We start from the raw sequence: 18506 nt of genomic DNA, 5'->3' as shown, positions 1-18506 counted from the left end.
CAAATGGCAAGCCCGAACTCCTCCAACCTCAGGCGCTGGTATGTGATCGCAGCGCCGTACTTCTGGTTGTTCCTGTTTTTCCTCGTTCCATTCTTCATCGTCTTCAAGCTGTCGCTGTCGGACGCGGCCATCGCCATTCCGCCCTATACGCCGACGTTCAACTGGCACGATGGAATTAGCGGCTTTCTCTCGAAGCTCGATTTCGAGAACTACAAGTTCATTTTCAGCGACCCGCTTTACGTCAATGCCTATTGGTCGAGCCTCAAGATTGCGGCGGTCGCGACGTTTCTGACGCTGCTTGTCGCCTATCCGATCGCCTATGGCATGGCGCGGGCTCCGAAGGCGTGGCAGCCGACGCTGATGATGCTCGTCATCCTGCCGTTCTGGACTTCGTTCCTGATCCGCATCTACGCCTGGATCGGCATCCTGAAGAAGGAAGGGCTGCTCAACCTGTTCCTGATGAACTTCGGCATCATCAACGAGCCGCTGACTATTCTGAACACCACAACGGCCGTCTACATCGGCATCGTCTACTCGTATCTGCCGTTCATGATTTTGCCCCTCTATGCAAGTCTCGAAAAAATCAGCCCGACACTCATCGAAGCGGCGGAGGATCTCGGCTCGCGACCGTGGAAGGCATTCTGGCAGGTGACGTTTCCGCTGTCGCTGCCGGGCGTGCTCGCGGGCAGCCTTCTGGTCTTCATTCCGGCGGTCGGCGAGTTCGTCATTCCCGATCTTCTCGGCGGATCGGAAACGCTGATGATCGGGAAGACGCTGTGGAACGAGTTCTTCAACAATCGTGACTGGCCGCTCTCCTCAGCGGTTGCCGTGGTGCTCTTGCTGGTTTTGATCTTGCCGATCGTGTTCTTCCAGCGCCAGCAACAGAACGAACGGGAGGCGGGACGATGAGAAGCCGGTTTTCTTGGTTCAACGCGACGTCACTGACGCTCGGCTTCGCGTTCCTCTATATCCCGATCCTGCTGCTCGTCATCTACAGCTTCAACGAGTCGAAGCTGGTGACGGTATGGGGCGGCTGGTCGACGAAATGGTACGCTTCGCTCCTGGATAACACGGCGCTGAAGGAAGCTGCGTGGGTGACGATCCGCGTCGCGTTTCTTTCGGCAACAGTTGCGACCGTGCTCGGCACGCTGGCCGCGATCACGCTCGTCCGCATGGGGCGCTTTCGGGGACGAACGCTCTTTTCGGGCATGATTTTCGCGCCGCTGGTCATGCCCGAAGTGATCACCGGCCTGTCGCTGCTTCTGCTGTTCGTCGCCCTCAACATCGATCGCGGCTTCTGGACCATCACGCTGGCGCACATCACCTTCACGATGTGTTACGCGGCCGTCGTCGTTCAAGCTCGCTTGCAGGATTTCGATAAGTCGGTCGAGGAAGCGGCGATGGATCTCGGCGCGACGCCGTTCAACACGTTCTTCCAGGTGACGCTGCCGATCATCGCGCCTTCGGTCATTTCGGCATGGCTGCTGTCGTTTACGCTGTCGCTCGACGATCTCGTGGTCGCGAGCTTCACGACCGGGCCGGGCGCGACTACGTTGCCGATGAAAATCTACAGTCAGGTGCGGCTCGGCGTGACGCCCGAGATCAACGCGATTTCGACGATCCTCATCGGCATTGTGACGGTCGGTGTGCTTGCCGCCGCCTATTTCACGAAGCGGCAGTCGGAGCGCCAAGAGCGCGAGCGGCGCATCGCCTTTGGAGCGTCGGACTGATGGCTTGTCATAATCGGTCAGCACGATTTGTGCTTCCGCGCGAAGCAGGCTAATCGTGCTGGCCGTGACGTCTCAAGACCATATCCAATCCTATTACGCGGCGACCGTGAATGACCGGACGCGCTATCCGGCGCTCGAAGGCACGGTCAAGGCCGACGTGTGCGTCGTCGGCGGCGGTTTCTCCGGGGTCGCCACAGCTCTGACGATGGCTGAGCGCGGGCGTTCCGTCGTGCTGCTCGAAGCCAATCGCATCGGATGGGGCGCATCGGGCCGCAATGGCGGACAGATGATCGGCGGCATCAGCGGTGAAGCGACGATCGAGCGTCAACTCGGCAAAGCGGGCGCCAAGCTTGTGCGCGACATCCGCTATCGTGGCCACGACATCATCGAAGGGCGGGTCGCGAAATATGGAATCGCCTGCGATCTGAAGCATGGCTGGATGGAAGTTGCGGCGCGGCCGAGGCACATGGCGGCATTGCGCGCGCATTTCGACGAGCGCGTCAGCGAAGGCGAAGGTGACCACCTCGAACTCGTGGAGTCTGAAGACCTGCGCCGCGTGCTTGGCACCTCCGTCTATCACGGTGGCTTCATCGATCGTCGCAGCGGTCACCTGCACGGACTTAATCTCTGTCTCGGAGAGGCCCGCGCCGCGGCGGACCTCGGCGTCAAGATTTTTGAAGACAGCCAGGTTGTGGCGCTCGAAGGCGGCGCGAAGCCGTGGGTGAAGACGGAGCGCGGGCGCGTTGAAGCGGGCACCGTCGTCATCGGCGGAGAAATCTTCGACCGGTTCGGTCACGAGCGGCTCAAGGGGCTGATGCTGCCGACGGGGAGCTACATCATCGCCACCGAGCCGTTGAGCGAGGCCGTCGTGGCCGAGATCAATCCGCAAGACCTCGCCGTTTGCGACAGCAATGTCGTGCTCGATTATTATCGCTTGTCAGCGGATCGCCGGATGCTGTTCGGCGGCCGGTGCAACTATTCGAACCGCGATCCAGAAGACATCGGCGCGTCGATGCGGCCACGCATGGTCGAGATTTTTCCGCAGCTCAGACACTCGAAGATCGACTTCGCCTGGGGCGGACGGATCGCGATCGTCATGAACCGCGTGCCGGTGATCGAGCACCTTGAGCCGAACCTTTACGTTCTGCAAGGCTATTCGGGCCACGGCGTCAACGCGACCCACATCGCGGCGGAAATCGTTTCGGATGCCATTTGCGGCGTGACCGAAAAGTTTGATCTTTTCGACCGTATCCAGCATACGCGCTTGCCGCTGAGCGATCTGTTCGGCAATCAGATGCTTGCGCTTGGAATGCTTTATTACCGCCTGCGCGATCTGTTTTAGGCTGAAGGCGGCCGCTTATCCCTCGCGATAGAAGCGTGCATTGGACTTTGAGCCGATCGCGCGTGAATGCTTGGTGATAGCGCCGTGGATGGCCGCCTGCGCGGCCATGGCGTGAGAGTGAGCAGATACGCTTCCACGCATTCACAGCATGGCGAGAGATGATGGGCCAGCAACCATCCCTCAACGTCATGGCCGCGAAGGCGGCCATCCACGCCGATAGCGACGGTGCATTTTGGGGACCGATTACCAGCGCAGATAACGCGACCCGATCATCGCGCCGAGAACGGCCATGAGAACGAAACCGACAGGATACCATAGCGCCACGAACAGCGGGCTGTCGTCGGCGCAGTGACTGGCATAGAGCGTCGCTGCAATGCCCGCCGACAGGATGCCGCCGACGGCGCCAGCGACCGTCGGGTTCGCCGGAGCCCCGCACTTCAAGGCGTAGAGCACCGCCGCGAAGGGCGCCAGCGACAGCAGCGGAATCGTAATCATGCAGTAGAATGAGTTATGGCCGATCATGCGCGCGTGCCAGTCGTCGGCCGGAACCGACATCAGTTCGAGCGCAATTCCGCCGATCAGCAGTACCGGCCCAAGAGCCAGCCACCACAAGCGGTTGTCGATCTTGAAATCAGGGCGCGATAACCCGCGAACAAGCAGGAACGCAGGAACGGCAAGGCTCAGCGTCACGGCAAATTTGAAAAGGAAGCGGATTGACGTCGACGCAGCTTGCGCAAAATCGGGGCGCATTCCGAGGGTCGCGAGGAAGGCTGCGAGCGACAGCAACGCCCCGATGCCGACTGCGACGGCTAGCGTCCGCGCAATCGGCTGCTCGACGCTTTTTGCGTCGGCCGCGAGGGCATTGATGAGATCGTCAGTCTTCATTGCGTCTTCTCTTGATAGGTATCAGCGAGTGCCTTCAGGCTACGATGCAGCGCGACGCGGACGGCAACCTCCGTCATCCCCAAGCGATCCGCGACGTCCCGCGCCGAATGCCCGTCAATGCTGATCGACTGCACGATGTCGCGGTTGCGTTCCGACAGGCCGTTCAAAATGCGTGCGACATCCTGGGCGTCGATCGAAGCCTGTTGATCCTCGCCCTCGATGTCGAATTGCGTCAGGTCGATCGTCACTTCGGGGCGGCGGCCGCGACGGCGGAGATCGTCGATCATCTTGTTGCGTGCGATGGCAAGAACCCACGGACCCAGCGGCATCGCAGGGTCCCAGGTGTGCCGCTTCAGATGGATCGCCAGCAATACGTCCTGCACCACATCCTCGACATCGTCGCGCGGCACGCCGACGCCGGCAAAGCCCCGCCGCATGACGCCTCTCAAAAAGCGCGAAAGCTCCCCGAGCAGCTTGCGGTACGCTGCTTCATCGCCCGCAATCGCGGCGCGCATCAGCTCCGACCATTCCGCGTCTCGAGCCTTTCGGTCCAAAGTCTCGCCTTTTTAAGTTTCGTTGGGGTGCGTGCAAACGTTACAGCGGCTTTGTCTATTCAGCAGTCCGGGCCTAGGCGTCCGCCGCATATGGCAGCGAGCTGCCTCGGTCCGCAAGGGGAGGCCGCGACGGATTACGTTGCCGGAAGCCAGAGCCAGAGGATGCCCACATAGGTCAGCCCATGCAGAAACTGGTCGAAGCCAAGCGCGCACCAGTATTGGCGGTCGGCGAACTTCCAGCCGTAGTGGCGGACGATCTGCTCCTTCAGCCAATCGATGTGGTAATGAACCGCGAATTCACCTGCAAGCAATGCGACCGCAAGTCCGGCGCCGCCGCCGGGAAACAGGATAAAAACCGGCGCCGTCAACATGATATGCAGCAAGGCATGAAGCAGGCCGCCGGGCGCGCCGTAGATCGCTTTCTGGCGATAGATCAGCGGCGTCTGCAGACAGAAATCCGCGACGGCATGCTTGGCCAGCAGGTACGTTATGGCGGCGAGCGCCGCATGCGCAGGTGACATGGACATCCAGTGCTGAAGCGGCCTGGCTTTCTTAGTCTTTACGAAATGCTCGGTTCCGGAAGAAGATCAGGCGGCGTCTTTTTTTCACCGGCTCATGGTTAGCGAAGCAGGTCGCCGCGGGCTGTCACGCAAGGAACAGGCGGCTGGATTTCAGGACAGGGCGGCGCTTTTCGTTCTGAAGGAGCGTCCTGAGAAAATAAGGCCGTTCCGAGCTTTGGCTAGTCGCCCGGAACGGCCTGTCTCTTGTGCACGCTTTCTCGTGGCGTCAGTTGACGCGCTGCACCTCGACGAGATTGTCGGAGAATGTCGGGGCACGGCCGAGGCCGCACCACGCATCGGATGAGATGCAGTTGACCGATCCGTCGGAGCGGTTGAGCGAGCGCCAATAGCCGAGCGTCGCGACCACGACGCCGTTCGGCACGTCTTCAGTGACGTGCGCAAGGCCCTCGAAGTCGCCGCGGTCGTTATAGACGCGCACCGGATCGCCTTCGCGGATCGACCGCCGCGTCGCGTCGCCGGGCGAGATCAATACGAACTGATCACCTTGAGCTTTGATCTTGTGCGGCTCGTTCGCATAGCACGAGTTGAGAAACGCGTGGCTCTTCGGCGAGATGATATTCAGCGAGTAGAGCTTGGCGCGTTCGGGATTGGTCTCGGGCCGCTCGCGCGCCGGGACGAAACCCGGCAACGGATCGACCGGCTCGCCGGACTGCTCGCCATCGTACATCGCGCGGAACGGACCCGCGACGAAATTCTTGGCGTCGTGCAACAGAAACTCGACCTTACCCGAGGGCGTCGGGAAGTTGCCCTCGGCGTGCGGGGTCCGCGTATCGGCATCACCGACGTTGATTCTATAAAAGCCGTGCGTCCTGAAATACTCCATATCGATGCCGCCCATCTTGGGGTCGGACCAGTTGATGTATTCCGCGCAAAGCTCGCTATCGGTCATTTTGAAAACGGGATCGTCGAACCCCATTTCCTTTGCGAGCAGGCGCCACACCTCGCTCGTCGGCTTGCATTCGCCGGGAGGCTCGACCGCCTTCTGATTGTAGGTCAGATAGAAATGACCCCACGACCACATCATGTCTTCGGCTTCGCCAGCCATCGCGGCGGGGAGGACGATGTCGGCGTATTTCGCGGTGTCGGTCAAGAAGTGCTCGGCGACGACCGTGAACAGGTCCTCGCGCTGCAGACCATGGACGATCTTGTTGGTCTCGGGCGCCTGCGAAACCGGGTTCGTGCAGAACACGAACAGGCTCTTGATCGGCGGATCGAGCGGCATTTCGCCGGTCAGCGCCGCGCCAAGCTTCAGGTTGTTGACGACACGCGTGCCGGGCTTGATCCAATCGGGACGGGCGGCCTTCGCCCAGTCGATCGGAAAATCCCAGAGCGGCATTTGCAATAGGCCGCCGCCGACGTGTCGCCACGAGCCGACGAGTGCGGGGAGGCAGCAAGCGGCGCGGATCGCTTGGCCGCCGCCGATGCTTCTTTCCAATGCGACGCCGAGGCGGATGACCGATGGCTGCGCCGTCGCGAACTCGCGCGCGAATTTGGCGATGTCGGCCGCCTTTACGCCGGTGACTTTCTCGACGTATTCGGGCGTGAATTCGGCAGCGCGTTCTTTAAGCTCCGGATAGCCGTAGGTGTACTTGTCGACGTAGTCCTGATCGACGAGCCCTTGCGCGATGATCGAATTGATGAAGCCCATCGCCAGCGCGCCGTCGGTGCCGGGTCGCGGGCAGATATGCCAATCACCGGCCTTGGCCGTGCGCGAGCGATAGGAGTCGATGACGACGATCTTAGCGCCACGCTTTTGCGCTTCAAGAACGAACGGCCAATGATGCAGGTTGGTCGAAATCGAGTTGCACGCCCAGATCACGATATATTTCGAATGGACGAAGCTTTCTGGATCGACCGCGCCGGTCGGCCCGACCGTCAGAAGCCATGCCGTCGACGATCCGGAAGCGCAGAATGTCTTCTCATTGACGGTCGATCCGAGCTTATTGAAAAATGGATCGCCGGAATTAATGCCCTGTACCAGACCCATATTGCCCAGGTAGCTGTAGGGCATAATCGCCTGGCTGCCGTATTCGGCGATGATTGAACGCCAGCGCTGGCCGATCTCGGAAATCGCTTCGTCCCAGGTGATGCGCTCGAACCGTTTCGAGCCCTTGGGGCCGGAACGTTTGAGCGGGTATGTCAGCCGGTCCGGATTGGCGTGATGATCGTGAAAATCCTTGAGCTTGACGCAGAGGCCACCGCGCGTCATCGGATGTTCTTTGTTGCCACGAACATAAGAAAGCCGGCCGTCGACGACTTCATAGATCATCGAGCACGTGTCGGGGCAGTCGTGCGGACATGCCCCGAAGAAAGTTTCGCGTTTCAGTTGTTCGTTCATGTTTCCTCCCGCTTTTTCGGCCGCCCCTTTGGGGGTCTTTTACGCATTTTGCATGCGCCAATTTGGCACTAGAGTCTGCCAAGCCCAAGCAAAATCGATATTTCGTTCGGCCTTTCGCGCTGCCACATAAAGCTTGAGAAAGCTCTCCCAATTTGCTGATTTTCTATGACAATCTATGATTCAGTCGAATGTCGCAGCGTCATCGGCCAGGGTAACGGTATGTCAGGAGTGGTCCGTTCGTGACGAAAGCACTTTTTCCTGACCGACGCGTTCTCTGGATGCCGCTCGGAGATTGGCGGCCGTCTTCGGTTGCCGCCGCGCATTGCTGCGCCGCGATGGTGAAGGCGCTCGAATTCGAATGCGAGCAGCACATCGATCCGTTCGAATGTGCGGATTCCCTGATCGTCTATAATGAAGTGATGGACGAATACGGTCTCGTCATCCACGACGGTAGCGCGTCGTACCTTCTGATCGATCACTGTCCCTGGTGTGGAACGCGATTGCCGGAGAGCGCTCGCGACAGGTGGTTCGACGCGGTCGATGCGCTGGACCTCGCGGAAGGCGTCGATCCGCCGGCGAAATATCTTTCGGGCCAATGGCGGCGCGCTTAGGAAAATACCGTGGCTTTTCCAGCTGGTCAGGGTACGTCCGGCGCCGAGCAGCAATCGTCGTAGATGTGGTCCTGGCCGTGCGCGTCGCGGAGGCGCGTGCGTCCCGAAGGATCGACGGCCGCATAGGATTCCAATGGCACCTTGCCGTGCGCGCCGGGCAGATCGAGCACGTAAGTCGGAAGTGCAAGTCCTGAGAGCCGAGCACGCAATTCGCGCATCAGCGCTTGTCCTTCAGCAATCGTGGTGCGGAAGTGCGCGGTGCCGGGCGCGAGGTCTCCGTGGTGGAGGTAATAGGGCTTCACACGCAGTTCGACGAGGGCGCGCATCAGAGCTTCGAGCGTGTCGGCGTCATCGTTGACGCCCCGCAGCAACACCGTCTGGCTGACGAGCGGAATGCCCGCGTCAATGAGCTTTGCAATGGCGGCGCGTGCGGATGCCGTCAATTCACGCGCATGGTTGGTATGGAGGCCTACGAAGACGGTCTTGGTCGTCGACTTGAGGGCCGCGACCAGTTCATCCGTCACGCGATCGGGATCGACGACGGGAACGCGCGTATGCCAGCGCAGGATTTTCACGTGCCGAATGCTGGTCAGCGTATCGGTTATTTCACGGATACGGCGCGGCGACAGAATAAGCGGATCGCCGCCGGTCAGGATCACTTCCCAGATGGCGGGCGTGGCGCGGATGTAGGCGAGAGCAGCGGTGAGATCATCAGCAGACAGCGTTTCGCCGTTGTCTGGTCCGACCATCTCACGGCGGAAGCAGAAGCGGCAGTAGACCGGGCAGACGCTCGCGATCTTCAGCAGGACGCGATCGGGGTAGCGGTGGACGATGCCCGGCGCTGGGCTCTTGATGCGATCGCCGATCGGGTCGGCGCGTTCCGCAGCGTGTGTCTCAAGCTCGCGCGCATCCGGCAGGAATTGCCGCGCTATGGGATCGTTTGGATCCGTTCGGTCAATGAGGGCGGCGACGGCGGAGGTTACGGCAATGGCGTAGCGCGCGCCAACCTTGTCCAAGGCAGCGCGCGCGGATTGCGGCGCCAGGTCCGCCGCAATCAGGTCATCGACCGACGTCAGTTTTTTTTGCAGGCGCGTCATCGCTTGGGCTGTCGTTCGGGCCAATGGTCGGTGTCGTGATCCGGGTGCTGGTAAGACACCAAGTCTTTCAAGAAGGGGACGGCGTTCGTATCCGCCAGCGTGTGGTGCGCGGGAAGACTCGCGATCGCATCGACGTAAGGCAGCTTGCCTTCGATGCCCCACTGCAATTTCGGCGCGATCTCGCCCGGATGATCGAATGCGCCGATCGCCAGCGCGACGCCGTCAGGCGCTTCATACGTCAACGGCGTGCCGCATTCGGCGCAGAAGCCGCGACTGACGAAATTCGATGAGCGGAAGGTCTTCGGCGTACCCCGTGTCCAGATGAGTTGCGCGTCGCGCACCGAAACCAGAGGCGCGTAAAAATTGCCGAAGGCCTTCTGGCACATCCGGCAATGGCAGATGGACGCATCGTCTAAAAGTCCTTCGACGCGAAAACGCACTGCGCCGCATTGGCATCCGCCGGAATGCGTTTCGTTGGCCATTTTGTCTCCCTGTCCCCATTCGCCTGCGCTCGAATGGGAGAAGGTTAGGGTGAGGGAATGTGGATCGTTGCGTTTACTTGCCTGCTTCCTGCAGCGGCGTCCAGATGACCTGTTCGATCCGCTCTGCACCCGTCGCAAGCATCACCAGCCGGTCGAACCCGAGAGCGCAGCCGGAGGACGGAGGCATTGCCGCGAGCGCGCTCAGGAAATCCTCGTCGATGGGATAACGCTCTCCGTAAATGCGGGACTTGTCGGCCATCCACGCCTCGAAGCGGCGGCGCTGTTCACCAGCATCGGTCAATTCGCCAAATCCGTTCGCGAGTTCGACGCCGCAAACGTATAGCTCGAAGCGTTCGGCAACCGCGGCATTGTGCACGGTCGGTCGTGCCAGCGCGGCCTCCGTAATCGGGTATTCGCACAGGATCTCCGGCCGGTAGACTCCAAGCCCCGGCTCGATTTTCTCGACGAGGACCTTGCTGAAAATATCCGACCAGGTTTCGTCCGCGCCAATCCGAATGCCTTGCGCTTGCGCGAGCGCCGCAAGTTTATCGCGATCGACCGACGACGAGGTCATCGTCTCGTGTAGCGGGATATCCGCGAACTGCCCGAAGGCCTGATAGAGCGTCGTCCAGTCGTAGCCCTTCGTAATATCGCACGGCTTGCCGCGATACGACCATTGCATCCGATCGCAGGTGCGGGCGGCGATATCCAAAATTGACGCGCAGTCCTCCCACAGCGTCTCGTAATTCTCGCCCGCGCGATACCATTCGAGCATGGTGAATTCCGGCGCGTGCAGCCTGCCGTGCTCGCGATTGCGGAAGACGGGGGCGAACGCGAAGATCTTGGTCTCTCCGGCTGCGAGAAGTTTCTTCATCGCGAACTCGGGCGAGGTATGGAGATAGAGGTCCCGGCGCGATAGATCGGTGCCGACGAGTTCGGTCCGGAAGGCGTGCAGATGCGTCTCGTTGCCGGGAGAGATCTGCAGGCATCCAGGCTCGACTTCGAGAAAACCTTGTGAAGCGAACCAATCCCTTAACGCTGTCTTGATGCGCCCTCGGGCCACAAGAAAGGGCCGGCGATCCGAATGCCGGTCGGGATTCCACCAGGGCGACGCTTGGGACATGGCTGAAAAATGGGCTTTCGCGGTGCCGTTGCCGCACTTGGCGGCAGAAAGGTAAGCAGGTAAGACGACGCGACAGATTCCCCGAAGGGGTTGCCGCCGACCGGCCGCCAATGCGGCGAACGCGGCTTTTTTTGAATTTGAGAACGGAGACGTTAGGTGGTCAAGGTTATTGCAAGCTCGGTCCGCAAAGGCAATGTGCTCGATCTCGACGGAAAGCTTGCCGTCGTCATGCACGCGGAAAACATCCATCCCGGCAAAGGAACGCCCGTCACGCATCTCGAAATGCGCCGCATCGCCGATGGCGTGAAGGTGACCGAGCGCTACCGGACGACCGATCAGGTCGAGCGCGCCTACCTCGACGAAAAAGACTTCAATTATCTTTATGAAGACGACATGGGGTTCAATTTCATGCACCCCGAAACCTTCGATCAGATCACGATCTCGAAGGACGTCGTCGGCGACCAGGGGCAATGGCTGCAGGACGGCATGACGTGTCTCGTCGCCCTGCATGAAGGCAACCCGATCTCGATCGAGCTGCCGGCGCGCGTCACGCTCGAAATCATCGAAGCCGACCCGGTCGTGAAGGGCCAGACGGCATCGTCGTCCTATAAACCGGCGAAGCTTTCGAACGGCGCCCGCGTGATGGTGCCGCCGCATATCGGCACGGGCACGCGCGTCGTGGTGATGACGGTCGACGGCTCCTATGTCGAGCGCGCCAAGGACTGATCGGGTTCATCTCGGTCGCACCGCGCAAGCTCACGCGCGGCGCGCGATGGTCAGATGTCGAGCTTTAACACTTTCACGGGCGTTCCCGCCGGTTGCGCGGGGGCGTCGACAGGAACGACGATCAGGCAGTCGGCGTGCTGCAGGGCCGTGATCAGGCCGCTGTCCTGGTTCTTGAACGGCACGGCGCTCGGCGGCGCGGTGGTATGATCGAGACGAGCGCGCATGTAGTGCTCGCGCGGGCCGTTCGCCGGAAGGGCATCGCCAAGCACGGCGTCGATCGCCTCGAGCGGAACATCGCGGCCGAGCAAGCGCCCGAGCAGCGGAACGAGAAACACGCGCGAGCAAATCAGCGAAGCCACTGGATTGCCTGGCAGTCCGAGGCAATGCTGCTGCTTTCCGCCAGCTGTCCGTGATCCGAAGAACAGCGGTTTGCCTGGCCGCATCGCGATCTTATAGAACGCGAGCTTGGCTCCGGCTTTTTCGAGCGCCGGGCGAACGAGATCGTAGTCGCCGACGGATGCGCCGCCGATCGTCACCAGGATATCGGCATCCTCGGCGCGGCCGATGGCTTCGGCGAGGGAGCTGAGCGTATCGCGTGCGATGCCGAGCAGACGTGCTTCGCCGCCCGCGGCTTCGACCACGGCCGCGAGGCCGAAAGAGTTTGAAGCGGAAATCTGTCCCGGTCCGAGCGGCGTTCCCGGCTCGACGAGTTCGTCGCCGGTCGCAAGTAGCGCGACGACGGGTTTGCGCACGACGGGGAGCGTGCCGTGTCCTGCCGCCGCCGCAAGAAGAATGTCGCGCGCTGTCAGGCGCTGGCCTTTTTCGAAGAGCGAACGGCCTTTGGTGAAGTCCTGGCCTTTCGGACGGACGTTATCGTCGCGATCGGCGGGTTCGCGGAAGGTGATGTCGGTGCCGTCGGCGATCACGTCTTCCTGGATGACGACGGCGTCAGCCCCTTCGGGCAATGCCGCACCGGTGAAGATGCGCACCGTGTGACCGCGTTCGACTTTTCCGGGAAACGGCTGGCCGGCGCCGGCTTCGCCGATCAATTTCAGCGTGACATTCGCCTTGGCGACGTCCTCGGCGCGCACCGCATATCCGTCCATCGCGGAAGCGTCGAACGGCGGGTTGTCGACGCGCGCCTCGACGGGATGCGCAATCGTGCGTCCGAGCGCTTGACGAAGGGAGACGTTTTCCGTTTCGAGGGTATTTGCTGTTTCGAGAATGTGCTTCAGCGCTTCGGCGACGGGAAGCAACGCCATGTCGTCAACGTCCTTTGGGTCGTGCGGGAGCTTTGAACGGTCCCGATTTTCCACCCGTCTTTTCGACGAGCCGTATGTCTTCGATGGTCATCGTTTTGTCGGCCGCTTTCAGCATGTCGTAAAGCGTCAGACATGCGACCGATACGCCCGTCAGCGCTTCCATCTCGACGCCGGTCGGGCCTGAGACCTTGACCTCGGTCAAGACGCGGATGCCGGGCGGCGATGTTGAAAATTCGAACTCGAGCGTCGCCTTGGTGATTGCGAGCGGATGGCAGAGCGGAATCAGCTCGTGCGTTTTCTTGGCGGCCATGATGCCAGCGATCCGCGCCGCGCCGATGACGTCGCCTTTTTTCGCCTCGCCCGTTTCGACGAGGGCGAGCGTTTCGGGCTGCATGCGGATGAAGCCCTCGGCGACGGCACGGCGATCCGTCGCGGCTTTATCCGACACGTCGACCATGCGGGCTTCGCCCTTGTCGCCGATATGGGAAAGCTTGCTCATGGCGAAGCCGCGCCGCCGCCGAGCAAGGTTTTCGTCGCCGCCGTCACGTCGGCCTGGCGCATGAGACTTTCACCGACGAGATATGTGTGGACGTGCGCCTTCGCGAGGCGTGCGATATCGGCGGGCGTGAAGATGCCGCTTTCACCGACGACGATGCGATCCTTCGGAATTTTCGGTGCGAGTTGTTCCGTTGTTTCAAGGCTCACCTCGAAGGTCTTGAGATTGCGATTGTTGATGCCGATCAGGCGGCAATCGAGTTTCAGCGCGCGGTCGAGTTCTTCGGCGTTGTGCACTTCCGCGATGGCGTCCATGTCCCAATCCTTCGCAGCGGTTGCGAGGTCGCGCGCTATCGCGTCGTCGACTTCGGCGAGGATGATCAGGATGCAATCGGCGCCCCAGGCGCGGGCCTCCGCGACCTGATAGGTGTCGATCATGAAGTCCTTGCGCAGCACCGGCAGGTGCGTTGCCGCCCGCGCGGCGGTCAGGAAATCAGGTGCGCCCTGGAACGACGGCCGGTCGGTCAGGATCGACAGGCAAGCCGCGCCGCCCGCTTCATAAGCCTTGGCGAGCGTCGGCGGATCGAAGTCGGCGCGGATCAGCCCTTTCGACGGCGAGGCCTTCTTGATTTCGGCGATGAGCGCGGGCTTTTTGGCTTTTAGTTTCGCTTCGATCGCGCCTGCGAACGGACGCACGCGTGGCGCGGATCGTGCGTACTCGGAAATGACGCGCAGCGGTTTGAGGGTCTTGGCGCGGGCCACTTCTTTGCGCTTGTAGGCGGTGATTTTCTCGAGGATGTCAGCCATCGGTCACACCGTATCGTTGGTGACGGCGACGAGACGGTCAAGTGCCTGCGCCGCGCGGCCGCTATCGATGGACGCGGCGGCCTTTGCGATGCCGTCCGGCAATCCGTCGGCTTTTCCGGCGACGATCAAGGCGGCGGCCGTGTTCAGAAGAACGATGTCGCGATAAGGACCCGGCTCGCCTTGCAACAGCGTGCGGATTGCCGTTGCGTTCGTTGCCGCGTCGCCGCCCTTGAGCGCGGCGATGTCGCTGCGCGCCAGCCCTGCGTCCTCCGGCGTCAGGTCGAACGCGAAAATATCGCCGCGCTTCAGCTCCGCGACGTGCGTGACGCCGGTCGTCGTCAACTCGTCCATACCGTCAGCGCCATGCACGATCCAGGCATGTTCGGAGCCCAGTTTGCGAAGCACTTCGGCAAGAGGCCGAACGAGCTTCTTATCGTAGACGCCGAGGATCTGGCGCGTGACCTCGGCCGGATTGCACAGCGGTCCGAGGAGGTTGAGGATCGTGCGCAGACCGAGGTCGGCGCGAACCGGAGCCCAGGCTTTCATCGCGGGATGATAAAGCGGCGCCCACAAAAATCCGACGCCTGCGTCCGCAATCGCACGCGAGACGATGACCGGCGGCACGTCGAGCTTGACGCCGAGCGCCGCGAGAACATCGGATGCTCCGGAAAGCGATGTCACGGCCCGGTTGCCATGCTTGGCGACGATCGCGCCCGCACCGGCCGCGACGAGCGCTGCCGCGGTCGATACATTGTAGGTCCCGCGGCTATCGCCGCCGGTGCCGACGATGTCGATCGATCCGGGCGGCGCATCGACCGTCGTCATGCGGCTGCGCATGAATTTGGCGGCGCCAGTGATTTCTTCCGTCGTCTCTCCGCGCAGGCGAAGACCCATCAGGAACGCACCCATTGCGACCGGCGGCGCGATGCCAGACATCAGCAGATCGAAAGCGTCCTGGATGCCATCCTCGCCCAGCGTCTCGCCGTCGGCGATGCGGTTCATCAGGCGTTTCAGCTCGCGTGCCGGATTCGCGACGGCTGTCATGTCGGGCGCTGTGGTCACGGGTTATGCCGCCTTCCGGCTTTTCGGCGTGAAGCCTGCAAGCAGCAAGAAGTTTGCAAGCAGCGCGTGGCCCTGCTCGGATGCGATACTCTCGGGGTGGAACTGCACGCCGTGCACGGGATGCGTCTTGTGCTGCAATCCCATGATGATGCCATCGTCGGTTTCGGCGGTCACCTCGAGGCAATCGGGCAGCGTCGCGCGATCGACAATCAGCGAGTGATAGCGGGTGATATTGAATGTCTTCGGCAAGCCCTTGAAGATGCCTTCGCCGGTATTTCTGATCGTCGAGAGCTTGCCGTGCATCGGCACAGGCGCGCGCACGACTTTGCCGCCATAAGCCTGTCCGATGGCCTGATGGCCGAGGCAGACGCCGAGTAGCGGAATCGCCGGACCGGCCTTTTTGATGAGATCGAGACAAACTCCGGCTTCGTTCGGCGTGCACGGTCCGGGCGAAAGCACGATCGCCTGCGGTTTCTTTTCGAGAACCTCTTCGGCCGACACCTTGTCGTTGCGGATCACCACGCTTTCGGCGCCAAGCTCGCCCAGGTAGTGGACGAGATTGTACGTGAAGCTGTCGTAGTTATCGATCAGAATCAGCATGTTGGCCTTTGTGCTCCGGATGGCTTCGTGCGATCCCGCAAGAGGATTTCCGACCTATCTAGCAGACACGCGGCGGGGCGCGACACAAGAATATGGTCGTCCTAAAGCGCCTCTTCAAACAAGGTTCAACCGCGATCGCGCGGGGTGATGAACCCCTCGAGGTAACCGGACGCGGGGCCGACGTCGCGCCAAGCCGTTTGCGGAAAGGTCAGGACCGCCAGGGCGGCGGTCGGAAATTTGTCTTCGAGGCGCGATATCGATTTGGCATCGCCACGTCCGGCCAGCATCAATGCAAGTTCGTGCAGGCCGGGATTGTGGCCGACGATCAGGACCGTTTTGGCGGTCGCAGGTACATGGCGTAGGCGCTCGAGAAGGGTTTCGGCGTTCGTTAGATACAACTGTTGTTCGAAGCGAACATCGTCGCGCGGCTCGCTGAGATTCGGATCGATGAGGTGCAAGGTCTCGCGCGTGCGCTTGGCCGGGGAACAGAGGATGATTTCAGGTGCGAATGGAAAATCGCGGAGCGCGTCACCCATGACGGGGGCTGCCGCGCGGCCGCGCGCGTTGAGCGGCCTGTCGAAATCCTCAAGGTCGCTGGCGTCCCAGCTCGATTTTGCATGACGAAGGAGTGCGAGGGAAAGCATTCTAATCCGGAGCTGGCGTTGCGGCGGGTCGCGCTAAGTCTACAGCACGCCGCTGGTGCCGTTAAGCGGGTAGGTCAAAGTTCGCACTGCCGCAATGAGAGGCTCGTGACAGATGGACTACGTGCTCGCACCCTTCCTCTGGCTCATTGGAGTTTTGGTTAGCATCATCTTCTGGATCGTCACGCAAGTTCTCTGGATCTTGCTGTGGCTGGTGCTTCCGCTCCTCGTCATCGCGTTCGTCGCCCTGCGGGTCAGCGAACGGGTGCTGGGGCAGGAAAAGGTGCGCGCCTGGGTGCGGGTGCGAACGCAAAAATACGGATCGCAGGCATCGAAGCGGGCGCAACGCTGGATTTTCGCGTTGGGCGTCGTGCCGGTCCGCGTGCTGTTCTGGTTCGTGCTCTATGCGATCTGGCACAGTATCGTCAGTCTGCTGTGGCGGCCGCGCTGGTCGCCGTGGCAGCGTGCGTGGGGCAGGCGCTGGCGCAAGGAACCGCAGTTGCAGCCGAAGAGCTGAGCCGGGCTCGAAGATCGTCGGCGTTAGCCGAAGACGCCGCCATTGCCGCCGAGGCCGGACGTCACGGTGCCCTTCGACGCAAAGCGCACGGCTTCCTCAGCGGCCCTGACCACGGCTTTCGCCTTATTGATGCATTCCTGCTGCTCGTTCTCGGGAATGCTGTCGTGAACAATGCCGGCGCCGGATTGCACGTGGACCACGCCGTCCTTCACGATGGCCGTTCGGAGCACGATGCAGGTATCCATCTCGCCGCCAGCGGAGAAGTATCCGACACAGCCGGCGTAAGGGCCGCGCTTGGCCTTCTCAAGCTCGGCGATGATTTCCATGGCGCGGACTTTCGGCGCGCCCGATACGGTCCCCGCCGGGAAGCCGCCCATCAGTGCGTCGATCGCGTCGTGATTTGTTTCGTCCAGCGTTCCGATGACATTCGAGACGATGTGCATGACGTGACTGTAGCGCTCGATGACGAACTGGTCGGTCACCGTGACGGTGCCCGGCGTCGCGACGCGGCCGACGTCGTTGCGGCCGAGGTCGAGCAGCATCAGATGCTCGGAGCGTTCCTTTGGGTCGGCGAGGAGCGCCGCGGCCAGCGCTTTGTCCTCGGCTTCGTTGGCGCCGCGCCGGGCCGTGCCCGCGATCGGGCGAATGGTGACCTCGCCATCGCGCACGCGCACGAGGATTTCAGGCGACGAGCCGACGAGTTGGAACGAGCCGAAATCGAGATGAAACAGAAACGGCGACGGATTGAGCCGACGCAGCGCGCGGTAAAGCGCGAACGAGGGCAGCGCGAACGGCGCCGAGAAGCGTTGCGAGAGGACGACCTGGAAGATGTCTCCAGCCTTGATGTACTCTTTCGCTTTCGCAACCATCGCCATGTATTCGGGCGCCGTCGTGTTCGACTGCGGCTCGGGAAGCGCCGCCGTCGTGGCGGCAGCGGACGAACCATGCTGCAGCGGCACGTCGAGGCTTTCGATCGCGGCCTCAAGGCGGGCGATGGCGCTTGCATAGGCGTCGTCGGCCGAGATGCCGGGAGCGGGACGCGCCGGCGTCACGAGCGTCATCTCATCCTTCACGTTGTCGAAGATGAGCATCAACGTCGGGCGAATGAGGATCGCGTCGGGCACGCCGAGCGTGTCGGGTGTCATCTCGGGCAACTGTTCGATCAAGCGAACCGTGTCGTAGCCCATGTAACCGAAGATTCCGGCGGCCATCGGCGGCAAGGCTTCGGGCAGCGTGATGGCGCTTTCGGCGAGCAGCCGGCGTAGCGACGGCAGCGGCGATTGATCGTCCGGGGCGAACGCGGCCGGGTCGGTCATCGGCGACCGGTTGATGCTGGCGGTGTCGCCGTCGGCGCGCCAGACGAGATCAGGCGAGAACCCGATGACGGAGTAGCGCCCGCGTGCCGAGCCGCCCTCGATCGACTCGAGCAGAAAGCTCATCGGTCGCCGGTCGCACAATTTCAGATATGCTGAAACCGGCGTTTCGAGATCGGCGACAAGGCGGGTCCAGACGACTTGCGCCGTGCCTTTGCCATACGCGCTCGAGAAGTCGCCGAGGCTTGGAAAAACCTCGGCGCCAGATGCGGACCCGGAACCGGACCCGGCATCGTTCGCCGACGGCGCTGACGACAATGTAGTCACGTTATCTACTCTT

General features: G+C 61.8%; 20 protein-coding genes. 6 read left to right on the top strand and 14 right to left on the bottom strand.

Features of this window, described 5'->3' with window-relative positions; genetic code table 11:
- Positions 1–3: 3 nt before the first annotated feature.
- From WC026_RS01585 to WC026_RS01575, 3 genes are read left to right on the top strand one after another with little or no spacing between them, the layout of a single operon-like run.
- Positions 4–909 (top strand): ABC transporter permease, encoded by a 906-nt coding sequence (locus WC026_RS01585; RefSeq protein WP_372709049.1) that lies wholly within the window; start codon positions 4–6, stop codon positions 907–909.
- The gene (locus tag WC026_RS01580) at positions 906–1730 is read left to right on the top strand and encodes an ABC transporter permease (protein WP_372709048.1); all 825 of its coding nucleotides are present in this window, start codon (positions 906–908) and stop codon (positions 1728–1730) included. The genes WC026_RS01585 and WC026_RS01580 overlap by 4 nt, the downstream gene beginning before the upstream one ends.
- A 55-nt stretch (positions 1731–1785) precedes the next feature.
- The gene (locus tag WC026_RS01575; protein WP_372709047.1) at positions 1786–3072 is read left to right on the top strand and encodes an NAD(P)/FAD-dependent oxidoreductase; all 1287 of its coding nucleotides are present in this window, start codon (positions 1786–1788) and stop codon (positions 3070–3072) included.
- A gap of 243 nt (positions 3073–3315) precedes the next feature.
- Here WC026_RS01575 and WC026_RS01570 read toward each other — a convergent pair whose 3' ends face one another.
- From WC026_RS01570 to WC026_RS01555, 4 genes are all read right to left on the bottom strand, one after another.
- Positions 3316–3957, bottom strand: a complete 642-nt coding sequence (locus tag WC026_RS01570; protein WP_372709046.1) for an NrsF family protein — start codon at positions 3955–3957, stop codon at positions 3316–3318.
- Entirely contained in the window at positions 3954–4511 is a 558-nt protein-coding gene (locus WC026_RS01565; protein ID WP_372709045.1) for a sigma-70 family RNA polymerase sigma factor, read from the bottom strand. Before WC026_RS01565 ends, WC026_RS01570 begins: the two co-directional genes overlap by 4 nt.
- Positions 4512–4645: 134 nt before the next feature.
- Positions 4646–5038, bottom strand: coding sequence for a DUF3307 domain-containing protein (locus tag WC026_RS01560; RefSeq protein ID WP_372709044.1), 393 nt, complete (start codon positions 5036–5038; stop codon positions 4646–4648).
- A gap of 259 nt (positions 5039–5297) precedes the next feature.
- A complete protein-coding gene (locus tag WC026_RS01555) occupies positions 5298–7430 on the bottom strand; it encodes a molybdopterin-dependent oxidoreductase (RefSeq protein ID WP_372709043.1) in 2133 nt (710 codons plus the stop codon).
- Positions 7431–7669: 239 nt separating this feature from the next.
- On the opposite strand from WC026_RS01555, the gene WC026_RS01550 reads away from it, so the two are divergent.
- Positions 7670–8041 (top strand): hypothetical protein, encoded by a 372-nt coding sequence (locus tag WC026_RS01550; protein WP_372709042.1) that lies wholly within the window; start codon positions 7670–7672, stop codon positions 8039–8041.
- Between the two features lie 26 nt (positions 8042–8067).
- On the opposite strand, the gene WC026_RS01545 is transcribed toward WC026_RS01550, so the two are convergent.
- The 3 genes from WC026_RS01545 to epmA form a co-directional block, all read right to left on the bottom strand.
- Entirely contained in the window at positions 8068–9138 is a 1071-nt protein-coding gene (locus WC026_RS01545) for a lysine-2,3-aminomutase-like protein (protein WP_372709041.1), read from the bottom strand.
- Positions 9135–9620: a GFA family protein gene (locus tag WC026_RS01540; RefSeq protein ID WP_372709040.1), complete on the bottom strand. Its 486-nt coding sequence runs from the start codon at positions 9618–9620 to the stop codon at positions 9135–9137. The genes WC026_RS01545 and WC026_RS01540 overlap by 4 nt, the downstream gene beginning before the upstream one ends.
- Positions 9621–9693: 73 nt before the next feature.
- Positions 9694–10743, bottom strand: a complete 1050-nt coding sequence (gene epmA / locus WC026_RS01535) for an EF-P lysine aminoacylase EpmA (protein WP_372709039.1) — start codon at positions 10741–10743, stop codon at positions 9694–9696.
- A 156-nt stretch (positions 10744–10899) separates the two neighbouring features.
- On the opposite strand from epmA, the gene efp reads away from it, so the two are divergent.
- Complete coding sequence (efp, locus tag WC026_RS01530; protein ID WP_372709038.1) at positions 10900–11469, top strand: elongation factor P; 570 nt, start codon at positions 10900–10902, stop codon at positions 11467–11469.
- A 50-nt stretch (positions 11470–11519) separates the two neighbouring features.
- On the opposite strand, the gene glp is transcribed toward efp, so the two are convergent.
- The 6 genes from glp to WC026_RS01500 all read right to left on the bottom strand — a co-directional run bounded on the left by glp (position 11520) and on the right by WC026_RS01500 (position 16339).
- Positions 11520–12731, bottom strand: coding sequence for a gephyrin-like molybdotransferase Glp (gene glp / locus WC026_RS01525; RefSeq protein WP_372709037.1), 1212 nt, complete (start codon positions 12729–12731; stop codon positions 11520–11522).
- 4 nt (positions 12732–12735) lie between these two features.
- Positions 12736–13230 carry a cyclic pyranopterin monophosphate synthase MoaC gene (gene moaC / locus WC026_RS01520; protein WP_372709036.1) on the bottom strand — a complete coding sequence of 165 codons (495 nt, stop codon included), beginning with the start codon at positions 13228–13230 and terminating at the stop codon, positions 12736–12738.
- Positions 13227–14033: an indole-3-glycerol phosphate synthase TrpC gene (trpC, locus tag WC026_RS01515; RefSeq protein ID WP_372709035.1), complete on the bottom strand. Its 807-nt coding sequence runs from the start codon at positions 14031–14033 to the stop codon at positions 13227–13229. Before trpC ends, moaC begins: the two co-directional genes overlap by 4 nt.
- A gap of 3 nt (positions 14034–14036) precedes the next feature.
- Positions 14037–15077 (bottom strand): anthranilate phosphoribosyltransferase, encoded by a 1041-nt coding sequence (gene trpD, locus WC026_RS01510; protein WP_372709083.1) that lies wholly within the window; start codon positions 15075–15077, stop codon positions 14037–14039.
- A 21-nt stretch (positions 15078–15098) separates the two neighbouring features.
- Positions 15099–15695 (bottom strand): aminodeoxychorismate/anthranilate synthase component II, encoded by a 597-nt coding sequence (locus WC026_RS01505; protein ID WP_372709034.1) that lies wholly within the window; start codon positions 15693–15695, stop codon positions 15099–15101.
- A gap of 125 nt (positions 15696–15820) precedes the next feature.
- Positions 15821–16339 (bottom strand): histidine phosphatase family protein, encoded by a 519-nt coding sequence (locus WC026_RS01500; protein WP_372709033.1) that lies wholly within the window; start codon positions 16337–16339, stop codon positions 15821–15823.
- A gap of 112 nt (positions 16340–16451) precedes the next feature.
- On the opposite strand from WC026_RS01500, the gene WC026_RS01495 reads away from it, so the two are divergent.
- Positions 16452–16853 (top strand): hypothetical protein, encoded by a 402-nt coding sequence (locus WC026_RS01495; RefSeq protein WP_372709032.1) that lies wholly within the window; start codon positions 16452–16454, stop codon positions 16851–16853.
- A 23-nt stretch (positions 16854–16876) separates the two neighbouring features.
- On the opposite strand, the gene trpE is transcribed toward WC026_RS01495, so the two are convergent.
- The gene (gene trpE, locus WC026_RS01490; RefSeq protein ID WP_372709031.1) at positions 16877–18493 is read right to left on the bottom strand and encodes an anthranilate synthase component I; all 1617 of its coding nucleotides are present in this window, start codon (positions 18491–18493) and stop codon (positions 16877–16879) included.
- Between the last annotated feature and the right edge of the window lie 13 nt (positions 18494–18506).

This window comes from Hyphomicrobium sp., from assembly GCF_041674905.1.
Classification (GTDB): Bacteria; Pseudomonadota; Alphaproteobacteria; order Rhizobiales; family Hyphomicrobiaceae; genus Hyphomicrobium_B.
The sequence above is the reverse complement of the archived record's forward strand: the minus strand, read 5'-3'. Positions and strand labels throughout refer to the sequence as shown.